Source organism: Streptomyces boluensis, from assembly GCF_009908195.1.
Taxonomy (GTDB): domain Bacteria; phylum Actinomycetota; class Actinomycetes; order Streptomycetales; family Streptomycetaceae; genus Streptomyces; species Streptomyces boluensis.
On sequence record NZ_JAAAHS010000714.1, the window covers coordinates 1 to 1,361 of the forward strand.

The following is a 1,361-nucleotide window of genomic DNA, read 5'->3' on the forward strand; positions in this document are numbered from 1 at the left end:
CGTCCTCACCGCACCGCGCCACCGCAGCCCGTACGCGGCCGACGCGGCCACCGACGACACGCTGTACGTGGACCCACCGATCTGGAACACCCTCCGCCCGTACGTCTTCCCACACGCCCGCGCGAAACCCGTACCCCCCGAACAACGCGCCCAGGCCCACCGCCGCTGGGCCCTGGAGATGGCGCTGCGCGGCCTGGACGTGGGGCCTGAGGTGATTCATGGGGTGCGGGTGGGGGTGAACGAGGCGGCTTGAGTGCCCTCAACTCAACGGTGGCGGGAGCCGATCACCAACGGCCGCCACTGCCCGCCACGCGGCAACGAGGAAACTGGGCTTGAGTCTCCCGCAGGGGGAGGCACGAGAGTGCAGGCATGGACGGCGACACGCTCTTCACGATCGGGGCCCTGGCCCGGCGGACCGGGCTGACGGTCAAGACCATTCGGTTCTACTCCGACACCGGAATCGTGCCGCCGACAGACCGCAGCCCGGCCGGCTACCGCCTCTACGACATCGGCGCACTGGCGCGTCTGGATCTCGTACGCACCCTGCGCGACCTGGGGCTCGACCTTGCCGTCATCCGGCAGGTGCTGAACCGGGAAGTCTCCGTGCCCGAGGTCGCGGCCGCGCACGCCGACGCCCTGGAGCTGCAGATCCGCACCCTCCGACTGCGTCGCGCGGTGCTGCGAGCGGTAGCCGAACGTGGCTCAAGCCCCGAGGAGATGGACCTCATGCACAAACTTGCCAAGCTCTCCGACGACGAACGCCGACGCCTCATCACCGACTTCATCGACGACACCTTCGGCGGGCTCGACGCCAACGCCGACTTCGTCGAGATGATGCGTTCGGCCATGCCCGAAATGCCGGACGACCCCGCACCCGATCAGGTCGAGGCCTGGGTGGAACTCGCCGAACTCGCCCAGGACCCGGACTTCCGTGCCGCCGTCCGCCGCATGGCCGAGTACCAGGCGGCCGAGCGCGCCCAGGGCGACGTCACCGGCTTGCACCACGAACTCACCGAGACCGTCCGCGACCGCGTCGGCCAGGCCCTCGAAACGGGCATCGCTCCGGCCTCGGCCGAGGCCGCACCCATCATCGACGCCCTCACCGCCCGCTACGCGCACACCTTCAGCCGAGCCGACGACACCGACCTGCGCCACTGGCTGCTGACCCGCCTGGACATCGCGGGCGACCCGCGCACGGAGCGCTACTGGCACCTGCTGGCCGTCATCAACGGCTGGCCCGCCCCGCCCAGCCTGGCCCCGGTGTTCACCTGGTTCACCGAAGCCCTGCGCGCTCACGCTGCGTAGGAGTCCCGCGTACGGCAGTCCCGCGTACGGCAGCGGTGCGGGGCGGTGCGGTGCGG

The 1,361-nt window shown here is 70.8% G+C and carries 1 protein-coding gene and 1 pseudogene; both read left to right on the forward strand.

The features are described from left to right. Window positions 1–253, forward strand: a pseudogene (locus GUY60_RS37665) (hypothetical protein); the annotation flags it as partial. Window positions 254–369: 116 nt separating this feature from the next. Then, window positions 370–1,305 (forward strand): MerR family transcriptional regulator, encoded by a 936-nt coding sequence (locus GUY60_RS37670; protein WP_161705996.1) that lies wholly within the window; start codon window positions 370–372, stop codon window positions 1,303–1,305. Window positions 1,306–1,361: the final 56 nt, after the last annotated feature.

What these genes read in the sequence shown, in the direction of transcription:
- GUY60_RS37670 (WP_161705996.1), top strand. Translation starts at nt 370, where the DNA reads ATGGACGGCGACACGCTCTTCACGATCGGGGCCCTGGCCCGGCGGACC.